Source organism: Promicromonospora sukumoe (assembly GCF_014137995.1).
In the GTDB taxonomy this organism is placed as follows: Bacteria; Actinomycetota; Actinomycetes; order Actinomycetales; family Cellulomonadaceae; genus Promicromonospora; species Promicromonospora sukumoe.
Map to the genome: position 1 here is coordinate 568,421 of NZ_JACGWV010000003.1, position 17,604 is coordinate 586,024.

Sequence of the window (17,604 nt, forward strand, 5' to 3'; positions counted from 1 at the left end):
GGACGACGACGTCGTCGTCCCCACATTGGCATGAGGGGAAATCCAATGAAGCTCAGCAAGCTCACGGGGACGCGGAGGGGCCGCGTGGCTCTCGCCGTCATCCCGGTCACGATCGCCGCCAGCGTCCTGCTCGGTGGGGTTGCGCAGGGTGCGGTACCCGTCTCGTTCGCCATCTCCGGCAGCCAGTTCAAGATCGGCGCCGACAAGCTCGCGGGCACCGGCTTCTCGCAGTACGCGGGCGTCGCGACCGCCACCGACGGCACGGAGCACCCCGCCGCCATCGCGAACATCAAGGACGCGCAGCTCTACAACCTCTGCCAGTCGGTCGTGCAGGACACGCCGCTGGGCAAGGTGGGCCTGCTGATCACCGCCGGCACCGGCGAGGAGCCGGCCAAGGCCACCGACCTGCAGATCGGCATGAGCGACCTGTCGGGCACCGCGATCTTCAAGAACATCCGGATCGGCGTCGACGCCTCGACCGTCAACACGACCGACAAGGGCGACGCCGGCGACTTCGCCATGGACTCCGACTCCATCGACATCGACGGCCTCCAGCAGGTGTCGTGGAGCACGCAGGCCGCCGTCTTCCAGCTGACGGACCTCAGCCTCAAGATCACGGACGGCACCGAGTGCTTCTGAGTCCGGGTGACGGCCCGGCGGACGCCGGCCGCCCCGGACTTCGCGCGAGGTTCGCCGACTGGCGCAGGGACTTCCGCCCCTGGCGCCGGCAGCGGCCGTTCGTCGGGGGTGTGCTGGTCGTTCTCGCGGGCCTGGAGATGCTCTTCCTGCGCGGCCCGATCGGGCTCGACCAGCTCGGCGTCAACGTGGTGCTCAAGTTCGGGGTGGAGGGCGCGCAGGCGACGATCCTGCCGCTCACCCTGATCCTGCTCGGGGTCCTGGTGATCGCCCAGCCCGTGCACCGCATCTTCTACGGCGTGCTCGCGCTCGCCATCTCGGTCTACTCGATCGCGGGCGTGAACCTGGGCGGCTGGGTCGTCGGGTTCCTGCTCGGCGTGGTCGGCGGCGTCATCGTCGTGTCCTGGGGTCCCGAGGAGGCCGACGCCGGTACGGCCGAGGAGAGCGGCACGGAGGAGCCGGGCGACGAGGCTGGGGTCTCGGCGTCCGAGGCCGCCGTTGCGCCCGGGCCCGACGGCCCGGAGGGTGACGCAGGGAAGACCGACGGCGGGAAGACCGACGCCGGGAAGACCGGTGCCCCGCAGGCCGCCGTCGGCCCGGAGGCGGACGACGCCCCGCGCGAACCCGCGCCCGACGCCGGACCCGCTCCCGACGCCGAGCCCGCCGCGGACACCCAGGCCGTCCCCCAGGCCGAGACGCTCAGCAGCGCGCTCCGCGCCCTCTCGCAGAAGTCCGCGGCGGTCGTGGTGGCCGGCGCGATGGCGGTCGGCGGCATGAGCCTGCCGGCGTCGAGCATGCAGACCGTGCAGACCGCGCAGGACGACTCGTTATGGTGCGTGGTGTTCGGCGCGTGCGACGACGGCGACGCGGAGCCGTCCGCCTCGCCGACACCGTCGCTGGGCTCCACGGAAGACCAGGGCGACGAGGCCGAGGACCCGGTCGGGGACGCCGTCGACGACCTCACGGGCGGCGCGACCGACCCGTCCAGCGGCGGCTCCGGCGGCGACGCGGGCTCCGGCGACGACGCCGCGGGCGGCAAGGACAAGGACGACAAGTCCGAGTGCCAGGAGCCCACCCAGGACGGCGAGACGCCCCCGGACGCCGGGCCCGACGCGAAGACCGACCCGTGCGGCGAGATCGACCCGCAGGCGACGATCGAGGAGGCGCTGCACACCGAGCTCGGCACCTGCGTGAAGGTGACGTTCGGCGGCAAGTTCGACCTCAACGTCGACCTGCCCGGCCAGTGCGGCAGCACGGAGGACGGCTCCGTCTTCTCGCTCCCCGCCGACCTGGAGAGCCACGACCTGACGATCCCGCTCGACGGCATCAACGGGATCGGCCTGGCGAACGTGCCGGTCAAGAACGACGGCTCGCGCCGGGACGCCATCAAGATCTCGGCCGACAAGGTCGTCGTCGACGGGTTCTGGCTCAAGTCGTACGCGTACGACAAGGGCACCGTCGCGGGCACGGACACGCGGGCGAACTTCGTGTCGCTGGAGGGCGACGTGCACATGTACGTGTCGTCGATCCACGCGAACCTGCCGGACGGCCAGGACCTCCTGGAGGTGGCCACCAAGGTGCTGGAGGGCGCCTCGCTGATCGAGATCCTGCTGACCGCCACGGACGCGCGGATGGGCTTCCTCGGCGCGACGTCGGACCTGCAGGTCTGGGACACGTTCCGCGAGCAGGTCTGGGGCGACCCGGAGCACCCGATCGGCACGGGCCCGCGAGCAGGCGACGCCTAAACCCTCCGTCCTCGTTGAGTGCGTGACTCGCTGGTCGAGCTTGTCGAGACCCAGGTCTCGACAAGCTCGACCAGCGTGCAGCACTCAACGCATGTGGGGGTGGGTCAGGGGGTGGCGCCCAGGGCGTAGCGCATCGGCTCCAGCTTGGCCTCGGACTCCGCCAGCTCCGCCTGCGGGTCCGACGCCGCGACGATGCCGCAGCCCGCGAACAGCCGGATGTGGTGCGGGTCGGCCGGGGAGATCTCGGCCGACCGCAGGGCGATGCCCCACTCACCGTCGCCCCCGGCCCCGACCCAGCCCACCGGGCCCGCGTACCGCGCACGGTCCAGGCCCTCGATCTCGCGGATCAGGCTGCGCGCCGCGGTCGTCGGCGTACCGCACACGGCGGCGCTCGGGTGCAGCGCGGCGGCCAGCGAGAGGGACGACGGCGCCGGCCGGCCCGACCCGGCGCCCGACCCGGCGCCCGAACCCGGGTGCTGGTCGGTCAGCACGCCGGTCACGTCCGTCGCGAGGTGCATGACGTTCGGCAGGTGCAGCACGAAGGGCGCCTCGGGCACGTTCATCGACGAGCAGAACGGCTCGAGGGCGGCGGCCACGGAGCGCACCGCGAACTCGTGCTCCTCCAGGTCCTTCGAGGAGCGGGCGAGCTGGGCGGCGCGCAGCAGGTCGGCGTCGTCGCCGGACCGTGCGGCCTCCTCGCCCGGACCGCCGTCGTGGGCGCCCGGTGCGGGGTCCGTGGCGCTGTGCTCGCGGCGGATGGTGCCCGCCAGCACGCGCGAGGCCACCAGGCCCTTCTCGCTGCGCACCAGCAGCTCCGGCGTGGCTCCGACCATGCCGTCCACGCTGAACGCCCAGCAGGCGTCGTACGCGGACGCCAGGCGGCCCAGCAGGTGCCGCGTGTCCAGCGGGTGCTCCGCGGTCGCGACGACGTCGCGCGCGAGCACCACCTTCTCCAGCTCGCCGGTCTGGATGCGCGCGATGCCCTCGGCCACCACGGCGGGCCAGTCGGCCGCGGCCACGGCGCCGTCGGCCAGGACCACCCGGCCCGGCTCCGTCACGGGCTGGTGCGGGTAGGCGGACAGCAGGTCCTCGCCCACGGGGGCGGACCGGTCGCCCACCAGGGAGATCGTGGTCATCCAGGCCGTCTCGCCCCGCCGTCCGACGACGACGCGCGGCACGATCAGCACGCCGCTCGCCCGCGCGGGGTCCTCGGACTCGTCGCCGGGGGAGACGTCGTCGAACGCGAAGCTGCCGAACGCGACCAGCCCGCTGCCGGGCAGGTTCACGTCGTCGTGCACCACCGCGTTCCCGAGCACCTGGCGCCAGGCCTCGTCGGCGTCGGCGAACCGGCCCGGGCCGAACGTCTCGAACCGGAGCGCCTCGCCCCAGCCCACGAGCCCGTCGCCGTGCCGCACCCAGGCGAGCGCGTGGGTGTCGGGGAGCTGGTCGACGAGCGCGGTCGCGGTGTCCGGCAGGTCGTCGGTCGCGACGGTCCGCACCACGAGCTGCGGGCCGTGGGGAGCGCCGGGCGGTGCGTCGTCGGACGCGGTCGGCGCCTCGGCCGCCCAGGAGTCGTACACGCTGATGCCGGAGGGGGAGCCGGTGGGTGTGCCGGGAGTGCCGCCGGAAGGTGAAGCGATCATCGCTTTCAGGATAAGCGCGTCCGCGGCGCCCGCCCGCCCGCGGTAAGGGAGGTCACAGACGCGCCCGCGGCCCGCCCGGCGTGAAACCATGGCGGCATGTCACGTGCGAGTCTCGAGAAGAAGCCGGCCGAGGTCGCGTCGATGTTCGACGGGATCGCCGCCCGGTACGACCTGACGAACGACCTCATCTCCCTGGGCCAGGACCGGCGCTGGCGCCGTCTGACCGTGGAGGCGGTCGCCGCCATGCCGGGTGAGCGCGTGCTCGACCTCGCCGCGGGCACCGGGACCAGCAGCGAGCCCTTCGCCGCCGACGGCGCGTTCGTGGTGCCGTCCGACTTCTCGATCGGCATGCTCCAGGTCGGCAAGGAGCGCCGTCCGGACCTGCCGTTCGTCGCGGGCGACGCCACGCGGCTGCCCTTCGCCGACGAGTCGTTCGACGCCGTGACGATCAGCTTCGGCCTGCGCAACGTGGTGGACACGCTCACGGCGCTGCGCGAGATGCACCGCGTCGTGCGACCCGGCGGGCGCATCGTGATCTGCGAGTTCTCGACGCCGACGTGGGGCCCGTTCCGGACCGTCTACCAGGAGTACCTGATGCGCGCGCTGCCCGTCGTGGCCGGCGCCGTGACCCGGGACAAGGGCTCCTACGACTACCTGGCCGAGTCGATCCGCGGCTGGCACACCCAGGTGGACCTTGCCAAGCTCATGCTGGAGGCGGGCTGGGAGCACGCCGCCTACCGCAACGTGACCGGCGGCATCGTGGCCCTGCACCGGGCGGTCCGTCCGGCCTGACCTACATCGGCAGTTAGCCCGCGAGGTCGTGACTTCGCGTCGAGATCGGTCCAGCGCCGGACCGATCTCGAAGCAAAGTCACGACCTCGTCGTTCGTGCGCCCCATGGGGGCTTCCGGCCTACCCTCAAGTAAGGGGAACCTTCCTACACAATCCCCCCTAAGTGTGGCTAGGGTGTCGGTGTTGTGACAGGGTTCACAAGGGCTTGTCATGAAGCCCTTGACGAACCCCGCACAGCAGGTCAGCAACGACCAGGCAGCGGGTTCCCAACGGGGGTGAACGTGCGAAGAGCGATACGTGACGACGCGGATGTCATCGTGGTGGGCGCCGGTCCGGCCGGCTCGTCCACCGCGCACTGGTGCGCGGCCGCGGGGCTCGACGTGCTGCTGCTGGAAAAGGGCGAGTTTCCCCGCGACAAGATCTGCGGCGACGGCCTGACGCCGCGCGCCGTGGCCGAGCTCGTCCGGATGGGCGTGCCGACCCGCGTGGAGGACGGCTGGATCCGCAACCGCGGCCTGCGCGTGCACGGCGGCGGCCGCTCCTACGAGCTGGACTGGCCCGACCTCACGACCTACCCGGGCTACGGCATGGCCCGGACCCGGATGGGCCTGGACCACACCCTCGCGCAGCACGCCCAGGCGAGCGGCGCCAAGCTGCTGGAGCGCACCAAGGTCACCGGCGCGGTCCGCGACGACGACGGCCGCGTGGTCGGCGTCACCGCGCAGCCGCTCGACGCCCGCGGCCGCGCCGAGGGCCCCGTCAAGGAGTTCCGCGCCCCCGTGGTGGTCGCGGCCGACGGCGTCAGCTCGCGGTTCTCGCTCGGCATCGGCCGGGAGCGCCGCGACGACCGCCCCATGGGCACCGCGGTGCGCGCCTACTACCGCACCCCGCGCCACGACGACCCGTTCATGGAGTCGCACCTCGAGCTGTGGGACGGCGAGCCGGGCAAGAGCGACCTGCTGCCGGGCTACGGCTGGATCTTCCCGCTCGGCGACGGCACGGTGAACGTGGGCCTGGGCAGCGTGTCCTCGACGCCGGCGAAGCAGTCGGCGGCGGGCATCGACTACCGGCGGCTCATGGAGACGTGGCTCGAGAAGAGCGCGCCCGAGGGCTGGGACCTGGTGCACGAGCCGGAGCGCGGGCCGATCCGCGGCGCGGCCCTGCCGATGGGCTTCAACCGCGGCCCGCTGTACGCGGACGGCGTGCTCCTGGCCGGCGACTCCGCCGGCATGGTGAGCCCGTTCAACGGCGAGGGCATCGCCTACGGCCTGCAGGCCGGCCGGGTCGCCGCCGAGGCGATCAGCCAGGCCCGCCACCGCGCCACCGACCCGGCCCGCGAGGCCACGCTCGCCACCTACGCGGAGCGCATGCGGGACGACCTGGGCGGCTACTACACCCTGGGCCGCTGGTTCGTGCGGCTCATCGAGCACCCCGAGATCATGCGCGTCTGCGTGCGGTACGGCCTGCCGCGCAAGGTCGTCATGCAGTTCACGCTCAAGCTCCTGTCCGACTGCTACGAGCCCCACGGCGGCGACTGGGTCGACCGCGTCATCGCGGGCCTGACCAGGGTGGTCCCGAGCTCATGAGCAGCACGTCCATGAAGGGCAAGCCGTCCACGAAGGGCACAGCATGAATCCCTACGTACCCATCCTGATCCTCATGGGGATCGGGGCGGTCCTGGCGCTCGGCGGTGTGGCCGCGAGCGCGATCATCGGCCCGAAGCGCTACAACCGCGCCAAGCTCGACTCGTACGAGTGCGGCATCGAGCCGACGCCGCACGCGGTGGGCGGTGGGCGGCTGCCGATCAAGTACTACCTGGTGGCGATGACATTCATCGTCTTCGACATCGAGGTCGTCTTTCTCTACCCGTGGGCCGTGGACTTCACGACGCTCGCGACGTTCGGGCTGGTGTCGATGCTGGCGTTCCTGGCGCTGATCACCGTCCCGTTCGTCTACGAGTGGCGCCGCGGCGGCTTCGACTGGGTCTGACAGCGACTTCACGCACGGCGCCCGACGGCGCCGGGCAGCGACGCCGGGCGGGGCCCGGCAGCAAGGAGGGGACATGGGTGTCGAGGAAGCGCCGTCAGGGTTCCTGCTGACGACGATCGAGGACCTCGCGGGGTACCTGCGCAAGGCCTCGGTGTGGCCGGTGACGTTCGGCCTGGCCTGTTGCGCCATCGAGATGATGGCCGCGGGCGCGTCGCGGTTCGACCTGTCGCGGTTCGGCATGGAGGTGTTCCGTGCGTCGCCGCGCCAGGCCGACCTGATGATCGTCGCGGGCCGGGTGAGCCAGAAGATGGCCCCGGTGGTGCGCCAGGTGTACGACCAGATGAGCGAGCCCAAGTGGGTGCTCTCCATGGGTGTGTGCGCGTCGTCGGGCGGGATGTTCAACAACTACGCGATCGTGCAGGGCGTGGACCACGTGGTCCCGGTCGACATCTACCTGCCCGGCTGCCCGCCGCGCCCGGAGATGCTGATCAACGCGATCCTCGGGCTGCACGACCACATCCAGAACGCGCCGCTCGGCGTGAACCGGATCGAGGCCGCGCGCGCCGCCGAGGCGGCCGCGATGGAGGCCACGCCGACCTTCGAGATGAAGGGCCTGCTGCGATGAGCGACGTCACGCCGGGCGGCGACCAGGGCTCGGCCCTGACGCCGCCCGAGGGTGCGGCCACCTTCGAGGTGGTCGAGGTCAAGAAGGGCATGTTCGGCGCCCAGGGCTCGGGCGACACGTCGGGCTACGGCGGGCTGGTCACGCCGATCGCGATGCCCGCGGCGTCGCCCCGCCCGTACGGGAGCTGGTTCGACCAGGTGGTCGACGTCCTGGCCGAGGTGCTGGAGGACGCCGCACGGACCGGCGGGCCCACCTTCGACCAGGCGGTCGAGAAGGTGGTCGTGGACCTGCACGGCGCCGCGAGCGCCGACTCCCAGCGGGCGGAGCTGACGATCCACGTCGCCCGCGAGCACGTCGCGGCCGTCTGCCAGGCGCTGCGCGACGACCAGGACCTCCGGTTCGAGCTGTCGCTCGGCGTCAGCGGCGTGCACTACCCGCACGACACGGGCCGCGAGCTGCACGCCGTCTACCACCTGGCCTCCGTGACGCACTCGCGCCGGCTGCGCCTGGAGGTCGCCGCGCCCGACGACGACCCGCACATCCGGTCGACCACGTCGGTGTACCCGTCCAACGACTGGCACGAGCGCGAGACCTACGACTTCTTCGGGATCGTCTTCGACGGCCACCCCGCCCTGACCCGCATCGAGATGCCGGACGACTGGGTGGGCCACCCGCAGCGCAAGGACTACCCGCTCGGCGGCATCCCCGTCGAGTACAAGGGGGCCACCGTGCCCCCGCCGGACACGAGGAGGAGCTACTCATGAGCGCTCCCACTGCGGCCCCCCACGCCACCCGGCCCGCGGGCGACGAGGACATGTCCTCCACCGTGCGCGCCTTCGAGGCGTACGGCGACGGCGACTGGGACGACATCGCGCGCGAGGCGATCGGCGAGGAGCGGATCGTCGTCAACATGGGCCCCCAGCACCCGTCCACGCACGGCGTGCTGCGGCTCATGCTCGAGATCGACGGCGAGACCGTCACCGAGGCCCGCGCCGGCATCGGCTACCTGCACACGGGCATCGAGAAGAACATGGAGTTCCGGACGTGGACGCAGGGCACCACGTTCTGCACCCGCATGGACTACGTCGCGCCCCTGTTCCAGGAGGCCGCGTACTGCCTCGCCGTCGAGAAGCTGCTCGGCATCACCGACGACGTGCCCGAGCGCGCCAACGTGATCCGCGTGCTGATGATGGAGCTCAACCGCATCGCCTCGCACCTGGTCTGCCTCGGCACCGGCGGCAACGAGATGGGCGCCACCACCGTCATGACCATCGGGTTCACCGCCCGCGAGGAGATCCTGCGCCTCTTCGAGGCCGTGACCGGCCTGCGCATGAACCACGCGTACATCCGGCCCGGCGGCGTCGCCGTCGACGTGCCCGAGGGCTTCACCGCCCAGGCCCGCGCCGCCCTGAAGAACGTGCGCGGCTACCTCAAGCAGCTCGGCGACCTCATGCTCGCCAACCCCATCTTCAAGGCCCGGCTGACGAACGTCGGCGTGCTGAACCTGTCCGGCTGCATGGCGCTCGCCGTCACCGGACCGGTGCTGCGCTCCACGGGCCTGCCGTACGACGTCCGCAAGGACAACCCGTACTGCGGCTACGAGACGTACGACTTCGACGTCCCCACCTCGAAGGGCGCCGACTGCTACGACCGCGTCGTGCTCCGCGTCGAGGAGTGCTACCAGTCGCTGAAGATCGTCGAGCAGGCCCTGGAGCGGCTCGACCGCACCGAGGGCGAGCCCGTCATGGTCGCCGACAAGAAGATCGCCTGGCCCGCCCAGCTCGCCGTCGGCGGCGACGGGCAGGGCAACTCGCTGGAGCACATCAAGAAGATCATGGGCACCTCCATGGAGGCCCTGATCCACCACTTCAAGCTGGTCACCGAGGGCTTCCGCGTCCCCGTCGGCCAGGCATGGCAGACCGTGGAGCACCCGCGCGGCGAGCTCGGCGTGCACGTCGTGTCCGACGGCGGCACCCGCCCCTACCGCGCGCACTTCCGCGACCCCTCGTTCAACAACCTCCAGGCCACGTCGGTGATGTGCGAGGGCGGCCAGGTGGCCGACGTCGTCGTCGCCGTCGCGTCCCTGGACCCCGTGCTGGGAGGTGTGGACCGATGACCGCAGATCCGCAGGCGGCCACCAAGACCGGCTACGACGGCGAGACGCTCGCGTCCCTGACCGCCGACGCCACGGCGATCATGGCCCGCTACCCGGACCCCCGGTCCGGGCTGCTGCCCATGCTGCACCTCGTGCAGTCCGTCGACGGGTACGTGAGCCGCGACGGCATCCTCTTCTGCGCCGAGATGCTCGGCATCACCGCCGCCGAGGTCTCCGCCGTCGCCACCTTCTACACCCAGTACAAGCGCCACCCCAACGGCACCTACACCGTGGGCGTGTGCACCAACACGCTCTGCGCCGTCATGGGTGGCGACGCCATCTTCGACGAGCTCAGCGACCACCTCGGCGTCGGCCACGACGAGACCACCGACGACGGCGCCATCACCCTCGAACGCATCGAGTGCAACGCCGCCTGCGACTACGCCCCCGTCGTGATGGTCAACTGGGAGTTCTTCGACAACCAGACGCCCGAGACGGCGACGGCGCTCGCGGACCAGCTCCGGCTCGGGGACGACGTCGTCCCGACCCGTGGTGCCGCGTCCGTGTGCTCGTTCAAGCAGATGAGCCGGGTCCTGGCCGGGTTCCCCGACGGCCGTGCCGACGAGGGCACGGGCGCGGGCGAGCCGACGCTGGCGGGGCTGAAGATCGCCCGCGAGCGCGGCTGGACGGCGCCGGAAGCGCAGGTTGAGCCTGCCGAAACCGGGGTCTCGACAGGCTCGACCAGCGAGGGCTCGACCAGCAAGAGCACTGGGACCGCCGCCGGCCAGACCAGCCCGCCCGTCGGCACGCCCGGCTCGTCGGCCGAGCGCAAGCCGGCGACGTCGTCGGACACCCAGACCGGCAAGGACAAGAAGCCCGGGGAGGACGCGAAGTGAACCTCACACCGGTACTCACGGACACGTGGGACAAGGACCGTTCCTGGCGGCTCGCCACGTACGAGCGCAACGGCGGCTACGCGGGCCTGAAGAAGGCCCTCACCATGGAGCCCGCCGCCCTGGTCCAGGCTGTCAAGGACTCCGGCCTGCGCGGCCGCGGCGGCGCGGGCTTCCCCACGGGCATGAAGTGGGGCTTCCTGCCCCCGCCCGACGGCGGCCCGCGGTACCTGGTCGTCAACGCCGACGAGTCGGAACCGGGTACCTGCAAGGACATCCCGCTGATGCTCGCCAGCCCGCAGCACCTCATCGAGGGCGTGGCGATCACGAGCTTCGCGATCGGCTGCGACCACGCGTTCATCTATGTGCGCGGCGAGGTGCTGCACGTCTACCGGCGGCTGCTGAACGCCGTCGAGGAGGCGTACAAGGCCGGCTACCTGGGCAAGAACATCCAGGGCTCGGGCTTCAACCTTGACGTCACGGTGCACGCCGGCGCGGGCGCCTACATCTGCGGCGAGGAGACGGCGCTGCTCGACTCGCTGGAGGGCCTGCGCGGCCAGCCGCGGCTCAAGCCGCCGTTCCCCGCCGTCGCCGGCCTGTACGCCCGGCCGACCGTGGTCAACAACGTGGAGTCGATCGCCTCGGTCCCCGGGATCGTCGCCCAGGGTGCCGACTGGTTCTCCTCGATGGGCACCGAGAAGTCCAAGGGCCACGGCCTGTTCTCCCTGTCGGGGCACGTCACGCGGCCCGGCCAGTACGAGGCGCCGCTGGGCATCACGCTGCGCGAGCTGCTGGACATGGCGGGCGGCGTCCGGGCGGGGCACGAGCTGAAGTTCTGGACCCCGGGCGGGTCGTCCACGCCGATCTTCACGCAGGACCACCTGGACACCCCGCTCGACTACGAGTCCGTCGGCGCCGCCGGCTCGATGCTCGGCACGCGCGCGCTGCAGATCTTCGACGAGACGGTGTGCGTGGTCCGCGCGACCAGCCGGTGGACCGACTTCTACGCGCACGAGTCGTGCGGCAAGTGCACGCCCTGCCGCGAGGGCACCTACTGGCTCAAGCAGGTGCTGCACCGCATCGAGTCGGGCGAGGGCCAGGACGGCGACCTCGAGCTCCTGCTCGACCTGTGCGACAACATCCTCGGCAAGGCGTTCTGCGCCCTGGGCGACGGCGCCGTCTCGCCGATCACGTCCAGCATCCAGCTCTTCCGGGACGAGTACCAGGCGCACATCGACGGGCACGGCTGCCCGTTCGACCCGAGCGCCTCGGCACTGTTCCCGTACACCCCCAAGACACGGACCCCGGGGGCCCTCACGGGCGCCGGCGCGGGAGGTCACCGATGACCGTCACCACGAACACCTCCTCGACCGAGGCCGCCCCGGTCGAGCTGGTCACCTTCACCATCGACGGCACCGAGGTGAGCGTCCCCAAGGGCACGCTCATCATCCGGGCCGCCGAGCAGGCCGGCATCCAGATCCCGCGGTTCTGCGACCACCCGCTCCTGGCACCCGCCGGCGCGTGCCGGCAGTGCCTCGTCGAGGTCGCGATGCCGGACCGCGAGGGCAACGTGCGGCCCATGCCGAAGCCGCAGGCGTCGTGCACCATGACGGTCGCGCCCGGGATGGTCGTCAAGACGCAGCACACCTCCGCCGCCGCCGACAAGGCGCAGCAGGGGGTCATGGAGCTGCTGCTGATGAACCACCCGCTGGACTGCCCGGTCTGCGACAAGGGCGGCGAGTGCCCCCTGCAGAACCAGGCGATGTCCAACGGCCGGCCCGAGACGCGGTTCGTCGACGTCAAGCGCACCTTCCCCAAGCCGATCGCGCTGTCCACGCAGATCCTGCTGGACCGCGAGCGCTGCGTGCTGTGCCAGCGCTGCACCCGGTTCAGCGAGGAGATCGCGGGCGACGCGTTCATCGCGCTGCAGGACCGTGGCGCGCACCAGCAGATCGGCCGCTACGACGAGGACGTGCTCGGGTTCGCCGGGGCCGAGTCGAGCACCGGACCCGTGGACCGCCCCGTCGGGGAGGCCACTACGGACACGTCCGGTCGGCCGTTCTCGTCCTACTACTCGGGCAACACCGTGCAGATCTGCCCGGTGGGCGCGCTGACCGGCGCGGGCTACCGGTTCCGGTCCCGCCCGTTCGACCTGGTCAGCAGCGAGAGCATCGCCGAGCACGACTCCTGCGGCTCCGCGATCCGCATCGACCACCGCCGCGGCCAGGTGCTGCGCCGGCTGTCGGGCGAGGACCCGGTGGTCAACGAGGAGTGGATCACCGACAAGGACCGCTTCGCGTTCACCTGGCAGACCGCGCCGGACCGCGTCACCACGCCGCTGGTGCGCGAGGACGGCGAGCTGCGCCCCGCCTCCTGGGTCGAGGCCCTGGAGATCGCGGCGGCCGGCCTGGCCGCGGCGCGCGAGCACGGCGGCGTCGGCGTGCTGCCGGGCGGCCGGCTCACCGTCGAGGACGCGTACGCGTGGTCGCGGTTCGCCCGCACGGCGCTCGGCACCAACGACGTGGACCAGCGCGTGCGCGTGCACTCCGCCGAGGAGGCCGCGTTCCTGGCCCGCGCCGTGGCCGGCTCCGGCGTCGGCGTCACGTTCGGCGACCTGGAGAAGGCGCCCGCGGTGCTGCTCGTCGGCCTGGAGGCCGAGGAGGAGGCGGGCATCACGTACCTGCGGCTGCGCAAGGGTGCCCGCGGCAAGGCCCGCACCAAGGTCTTCTCGATCGCCCCCTATGCCACCCGCGGCCTGACCCGTCTCGACGGCACGCTGCTTCCCGCGGCACCCGGCACCGAGGCGGAGTGGCTGACCAGCCTGAGCACCAGCCTGGCCGGCGGCCTGCTCCCGGCCGACGCCCCGTCGTCGGACATCGACACCAGCGCCCTGGCCCAGCCGGGCGCCGTCATCCTCGTGGGCGAGCGCCTCGCGGGCTCGCCCGGCGCGTACACGGCGGCCCTCGGGCTCGCCGACGCCACGGGCGCGCGGCTCGCGTGGGTCCCGCGCCGTGCGGGCGAGCGCGGCGGCGTCGAGGCCGGCCTGCTGCCGGACCTGCTGCCGGGCGGCCGCCCGGTCGCCGACGCCGCGGCCCGGTCCCAGGTGGGCCAGGCCTGGGGCGCCGAGCTCCCGGCGACACCCGGCCGCGACACCGCGGGCATCCTCGCGGCGCTCGCCTCGGGCGCCCTGGGCGGCGCGGTGCTCGGCGGCGTCGAGCTCGCCGACCTGCCCGACCCGGCCGCCGCGCGCTCCGCGCTCGACGCGACGAAGGAGCGGGGCGGGTTCGTGGTGAGTCTGGAGGTGCGGGCCACGGAGGTGACCGAGCGGGCCGACGTCGTGCTCCCGGTCGCGCCGCCCGTGGAGCGCGCCGGCTCGTACTGGAACTGGGAGGGCCGCGTGCGGTCCTTCGGCGCCGCTCTGGAGTCGAGCGCCCTGCCCGACCACCGCGTGCTGCACGTGCTCGCGCAGCAGCTCGGCGTGGACCTGCAGGCGGCGTCGCCCGCCGAGGCCCACCTCGCGATCGCCCTGGTCCGGGGCGCGTGGGAGGGCGAGCAGGTGACGGTGCAGAGCGACGTCCTCGCCGCCCCGCCCACCGTGGGCCCGGGCCAGGCGGTGCTCGCCACCTGGCGGCTCCAGCTCGACGCGGGCAGCGGCCAGGACGGCGAGCAGTTCCTCGCCGGCACGGCCAAGCGGCCGCTGGCCCGGATGTCCACCGCCACGGCGGCCGGCTTCGGGGTGTCCGACGGCGCCGTGGTCACCGTCAGCACGCCGCACGGCTCCGTCACGGTCCCCGCGGCGGTCACCGAGAGCATGGTCGACGGCGTCGTCTGGCTGCCCCTGGCCTCCGCCGGCTGCCGCGTGCACGACGCGCTCGGCGCGTCCGCGGGCGACCTCGTCACCGTCACCCCGGAAGGAGATGCCCGATGAACCCGGTGCTGCTGGCCGAGGCCGCGCCCGGCGTCGCCGCCGACTTCTCGCAGGAGACCATCTGGGCCTCGATCGTGAAGGCCGTGCTGATCGTGGTCTTCCTGCTGACCAGCGTGCTCTTCGCGATCTGGTTCGAGCGCAAGGTCGTGGCGCGCATGCAGGTGCGCCCCGGCCCCAACTGGCACGGGCCGTTCGGCCTGCTCCAGTCGCTCGCGGACGCCATGAAGCTCCTGCTCAAGGAGGACATGACGGTCACGCGGGCCGACCGGTTCGTGTACCTGCTGGCGCCGATGATCTCGGTGTTCTGCTCGCTGCTGGTGTTCGCCGTCATCCCGTTCGGGCCGAGCCTGCCGTTCCCCTGGACCGACTGGACCACCCCGGCGCAGCTCACCGACTTCCCGGTCGCGGTGCTGTACGTGCTGGCCGCGGCGTCGCTCGGCGTCTACGGCATCGTGCTCGGCGGCTGGGCCTCCGGCTCCACCTACCCGCTGCTCGGGTCGGTGCGGTCCACGGCCCAGGTGATCAGCTACGAGCTCGCGATGGGCCTGTCGCTGGTCAGCGTGTTCATCATGGCGGGGTCGATGTCGACCTCGCAGATCGTGTCCAGCCAGTCGCAGATCTGGTGGTTCATCCCGCTGGCGCCGGCCTTCGTGATCTACGTGATCTCGATGGTCGGCGAGACCAACCGCCTGCCGTTCGACCTCCCCGAGGCCGAGGGCGAGCTGGTCTCCGGCTACATGACCGAGTACTCGTCGATGAAGTTCGCCTGGTTCTTCCTGGCGGAGTACATCAACATGCTCAACGTCTCGGCCGTCTGCGTGACCCTCTTCCTCGGCGGCTGGCGGGCCCCGGTGCCCGACGGGTTCCTCGGCGACGCGCTGAACCAGGGCTGGCTGCCCATCATCTGGTTCCTCGTGAAGCTCTGGGCCGTCATGTTCTTCTTCGTGTGGGTGCGCGGCACGCTGCTGCGCCTGCGCTACGACCAGTTCATGGTCTTCGGCTGGAAGGTGCTCATCCCGGTCGCGCTGGGCTGGGTCGTCGTCCTCTCGGTCGTGCAGTGGCTGCAGCGCGTGCAGGGTATGTCCTTCCAGCAGTTCGTCCCGGTGATCATCGGGGTCGCCGTCGTCTTCATCGCGGTCATGTGGTTCTGGCCCGACAAGAAGGAGGCGCCACCGGGCGCCGGCGAGGACAAGGAGCCCGTCGACGCGTTCGCCGGCGGGTTCCCGGTGCCGCCGCTGCCCGGCGAGAAGCTGCCCCCGTCCAAGCGGTTCGGAAAGGAGGTCTCCGGTGAGTAAGTCAGAGTCGGGCGAGTACCAGTCCCTGCGGCCCCAGCCGGGACCCATCGGTGAGCTGTTCGCTCCCGTCGCGGGCTTCGGCGTGACGCTGTCGTCGATGTTCAGGCCCACGGTCACGGAGCAGTACCCCCGCGAGAAGGTGCCGACCCAGCGCCGGTTCCACGGCCGCCACCAGCTCAACCGGTACGCCGACGGGCTGGAGAAGTGCATCGGCTGCGAGCTGTGCGCCTGGGCGTGCCCGGCGGACGCGATCTACGTGGAGGGCGCGTCCAACGCGGCCCTGCCGGAGAACGCCGGCCTCCAGGTCAACGCGGACGACTCGCAGGGCGCGCACATGAGCCCCGGCGAGCGGTACGGCGGCGTCTACCAGATCAACTACCTGCGCTGCATCTTCTGCGGGCTGTGCATCGAGGCGTGCCCCACGCGGGCGCTGACGATGACCAACGACTTCGAGCTGGCCGGCAAGACGCGCGCCGGCATGATCTACGAGAAGCAGGACCTGCTGGCCCCGCTGTCCGAGGGCATGCTCGCGGCGCCCCACCCCATGGTGGAGGGCAGCACGGACACCAACTACTACAGCGGTGACGTGCTCGGCCCGACGGCGGCGCAGGTCGACTGGGTCCGGGAGCACCGGCCCGACGACGAGACGCTGGACGCCGCGGACGCCGTCGCGTCCGGCCGGGCACCCGCGCCGGAGCAGCGGCAGCACGAGCTGCGGCCCGACGAGGGGCCGGGGGCCGCCGAGCGGTCCGCCGGAGCCGCCTCGGTGGGCTCGGTGCGCGTGCTGGCGAGCGACGCGGCGGGCTCGAACCGTCCGGGGGTGACGGCATGACCCCCGACGGGCTCGTGATCTCGACCGGGGAGACGGTCCTGTTCTGGGTGGTCGCGCCGCTGATGGTGCTCGCCGCGCTGGGCCTGCTGTTCGTCAAGCGGGCCGTGCACGCCGCGATGTGCCTCGTGTTCGTCATGGTCAGCATGGCCATCCTCTACATCGCCCAGGAGGCGCCGTTCCTCGGCGTCGTGCAGGTGGTCGTGTACACGGGCGCCGTGATGATGCTGTTCCTGTTCGTGCTGATGCTCGTCGGTGTCGACGCGTCCGACTCGCTCACGGAGACCATCCGGGGCCAGCGCTGGATCGGCCTGCTCATCGGGCTCGGCCTCGCGATCGTCCTGGGCGGCGTCGTGGCGCGCGCGGCGTTCCCGCCCGCCGTCGGGCTGTCCGGGGGAGACCCGGGCGGCGTCGCCAACCCGCAGGCCCTGGCCCGCGTGCTGTTCGGCGACTACGTGCTGGCCATGGAGGCCGTGGGCGTGCTGCTCGTGACGGCCGCGGTGGGCGCGCTCGTGCTCACGCACCGCCGCCGGCTCACGCCCAAGCAGGACCAGCGGGCCGTCGCGGACGCGCGGATCAAGGCGCTGCCCGACGGCGTCGTGCTCACGCCGCTGCCGTCGCCCGGCGTCTACGCCACCTCCAACGCCATGGACACGCCCGCGCTCGGGCCCGACGGCGAGCAGGTGCCGCAGTCGGTCTCGCGCGTGCTGCGCATCCGTGGCCAGGAGAAGGCCGCGCCGCACGCGCCGGGCACCGAGCTGGTCGACGTCCGTACGCCCGAGACTCGTTCGCGCGAGGCCCGGACGCCCGAGGGAGACGCCTGATGGACATCACCAACTACGTGGTCCTGGCCGCGGTGCTCTTCGCGATCGGAGCCACGACCGTACTGCTGCGCCGCAACGCGATCGTCGTCTTCATGGGCGTCGAGCTCATGCTCAACGCGACCAACCTCGCCTTCGTCACCTTCGCCAGGATGCACGGCGACGTGACGGGCCAGGTGCTCGCCTTCTTCGTCATGGTCGTCGCCGCCGCCGAGGTCGTCGTCGGGCTCGCCATCATCGTGACGATCTTCCGAACCCGCCGCTCGGCCTCGGTCGACGACGTCAACCTGCTGAAGGGCTGAGGGGGACACAGT

16 protein-coding genes are annotated in these 17,604 nt (G+C 72.1%); 15 read left to right on the forward strand and 1 reads right to left on the reverse strand.

The features are described 5' to 3' along the window. Positions 1-45: 45 nt before the first annotated feature. A complete protein-coding gene (locus tag FHX71_RS26595; protein ID WP_182620492.1) occupies positions 46-639 on the forward strand; it encodes a DUF6230 family protein in 594 nt (197 codons plus the stop codon). Next, entirely contained in the window at positions 630-2,381 is a 1,752-nt protein-coding gene (locus FHX71_RS26600; protein ID WP_182620493.1) for a DUF6114 domain-containing protein, read from the forward strand. The genes FHX71_RS26595 and FHX71_RS26600 overlap by 10 nt, the downstream gene beginning before the upstream one ends. 104 nt (positions 2,382-2,485) lie before the next feature. Here FHX71_RS26600 and FHX71_RS26605 read toward each other — a convergent pair whose 3' ends face one another. Next, entirely contained in the window at positions 2,486-4,024 is a 1,539-nt protein-coding gene (locus FHX71_RS26605) for an isochorismate synthase (RefSeq protein WP_182620494.1), read from the reverse strand. 96 nt (positions 4,025-4,120) lie between these two features. Here FHX71_RS26605 and FHX71_RS26610 point away from each other — a divergent pair, with 96 nt between their 5' ends. The 13 genes from FHX71_RS26610 to nuoK all read left to right on the forward strand — a co-directional run bounded on the left by FHX71_RS26610 (position 4,121) and on the right by nuoK (position 17,592). Continuing rightward, the gene (locus FHX71_RS26610; protein WP_182620495.1) at positions 4,121-4,816 is read left to right on the forward strand and encodes a demethylmenaquinone methyltransferase; all 696 of its coding nucleotides are present in this window, start codon (positions 4,121-4,123) and stop codon (positions 4,814-4,816) included. Positions 4,817-5,096: 280 nt separating this feature from the next. Then, positions 5,097-6,401, forward strand: a complete 1,305-nt coding sequence (locus FHX71_RS26615) for a geranylgeranyl reductase family protein (RefSeq protein WP_182620496.1) — start codon at positions 5,097-5,099, stop codon at positions 6,399-6,401. 43 nt (positions 6,402-6,444) lie between these two features. Beyond that, positions 6,445-6,804: an NADH-quinone oxidoreductase subunit A gene (locus tag FHX71_RS26620; RefSeq protein WP_182620497.1), complete on the forward strand. Its 360-nt coding sequence runs from the start codon at positions 6,445-6,447 to the stop codon at positions 6,802-6,804. 73 nt (positions 6,805-6,877) lie between these two features. After that, entirely contained in the window at positions 6,878-7,429 is a 552-nt protein-coding gene (locus FHX71_RS26625; RefSeq protein WP_036971201.1) for a NuoB/complex I 20 kDa subunit family protein, read from the forward strand. Next, positions 7,426-8,193, forward strand: coding sequence for an NADH-quinone oxidoreductase subunit C (locus FHX71_RS26630; protein WP_182620498.1), 768 nt, complete (start codon positions 7,426-7,428; stop codon positions 8,191-8,193). The genes FHX71_RS26625 and FHX71_RS26630 overlap by 4 nt, the downstream gene beginning before the upstream one ends. After that, positions 8,190-9,545: an NADH-quinone oxidoreductase subunit D gene (locus tag FHX71_RS26635; protein WP_182620499.1), complete on the forward strand. Its 1,356-nt coding sequence runs from the start codon at positions 8,190-8,192 to the stop codon at positions 9,543-9,545. Before FHX71_RS26630 ends, FHX71_RS26635 begins: the two co-directional genes overlap by 4 nt. Further along, complete coding sequence (nuoE, locus tag FHX71_RS26640) at positions 9,542-10,420, forward strand: NADH-quinone oxidoreductase subunit NuoE (protein WP_182620500.1); 879 nt, start codon at positions 9,542-9,544, stop codon at positions 10,418-10,420. The genes FHX71_RS26635 and nuoE overlap by 4 nt, the downstream gene beginning before the upstream one ends. Beyond that, positions 10,417-11,763 carry an NADH-quinone oxidoreductase subunit NuoF gene (gene nuoF, locus FHX71_RS26645; protein WP_182620501.1) on the forward strand — a complete coding sequence of 449 codons (1,347 nt, stop codon included), beginning with the start codon at positions 10,417-10,419 and terminating at the stop codon, positions 11,761-11,763. Before nuoE ends, nuoF begins: the two co-directional genes overlap by 4 nt. After that, a complete protein-coding gene (locus FHX71_RS26650; protein WP_182620502.1) occupies positions 11,760-14,345 on the forward strand; it encodes an NADH-quinone oxidoreductase subunit G in 2,586 nt (861 codons plus the stop codon). Before nuoF ends, FHX71_RS26650 begins: the two co-directional genes overlap by 4 nt. Continuing rightward, positions 14,342-15,640 carry an NADH-quinone oxidoreductase subunit NuoH gene (gene nuoH, locus FHX71_RS26655; RefSeq protein ID WP_182620503.1) on the forward strand — a complete coding sequence of 433 codons (1,299 nt, stop codon included), beginning with the start codon at positions 14,342-14,344 and terminating at the stop codon, positions 15,638-15,640. The genes FHX71_RS26650 and nuoH overlap by 4 nt, the downstream gene beginning before the upstream one ends. Continuing rightward, positions 15,633-16,472, forward strand: coding sequence for an NADH-quinone oxidoreductase subunit NuoI (gene nuoI / locus FHX71_RS26660; RefSeq protein WP_182620504.1), 840 nt, complete (start codon positions 15,633-15,635; stop codon positions 16,470-16,472). Before nuoH ends, nuoI begins: the two co-directional genes overlap by 8 nt. Further along, positions 16,469-17,293, forward strand: a complete 825-nt coding sequence (locus tag FHX71_RS26665) for an NADH-quinone oxidoreductase subunit J (RefSeq protein WP_182620505.1) — start codon at positions 16,469-16,471, stop codon at positions 17,291-17,293. Before nuoI ends, FHX71_RS26665 begins: the two co-directional genes overlap by 4 nt. Continuing rightward, positions 17,293-17,592 carry an NADH-quinone oxidoreductase subunit NuoK gene (gene nuoK / locus FHX71_RS26670; RefSeq protein WP_129786640.1) on the forward strand — a complete coding sequence of 100 codons (300 nt, stop codon included), beginning with the start codon at positions 17,293-17,295 and terminating at the stop codon, positions 17,590-17,592. Before FHX71_RS26665 ends, nuoK begins: the two co-directional genes overlap by 1 nt. Positions 17,593-17,604 lie beyond the last annotated feature (12 nt).